The sequence below is a fragment of the Corynebacterium sp. MSK071 genome, from assembly GCF_030232125.1.
Lineage (GTDB): Bacteria > Actinomycetota > Actinomycetes > Mycobacteriales > Mycobacteriaceae > Corynebacterium > Corynebacterium kefirresidentii.
Genome location: NZ_JASPJA010000058.1, coordinates 1 through 345, shown reverse-complemented (window position 1 = coordinate 345; position 345 = coordinate 1). Strand labels below are relative to the sequence as shown.

Here is a 345-nt window from a genome sequence, read left to right as displayed (position 1 = left end):
CAAAAGAAAAACAAACCCAAGAACAAACCCGCTACCCCGAATGGAAAGCATTCGTCGACACCATCCAACAAGAAACCCATCAACTCACCGACCGAGTCAACAATCTCCAGGACCAAGTGGACACACTCCGCGGCCGCGTCAACACACTCAGCCACAAGTACAACTCCGCACTCAGCCACATCACCGAATGGCGACAGGCACACCCAGAAGAAATCCCCCACCACCCAGCACCAACAGCAATCAAACCCGACCTCTAAACCACCATGAGCAACAAAAACCCACACCACCCAGGAACACCACACCACCTACGCCAACAAATCCGAAACCGCGACAACCACACCTGCC

1 protein-coding gene is annotated in these 345 nt (G+C 53.9%); it reads left to right on the top strand.

Going from position 1 to position 345, the window contains the following annotated elements; all coding sequences use genetic code 11:
- The coding region (locus QP990_RS12405; protein WP_284799430.1) for an MbeD/MobD family mobilization/exclusion protein at positions 1–257 on the top strand (257 nt) is incomplete at its 5' end.
- Between the last annotated feature and the right edge of the window lie 88 nt (positions 258–345).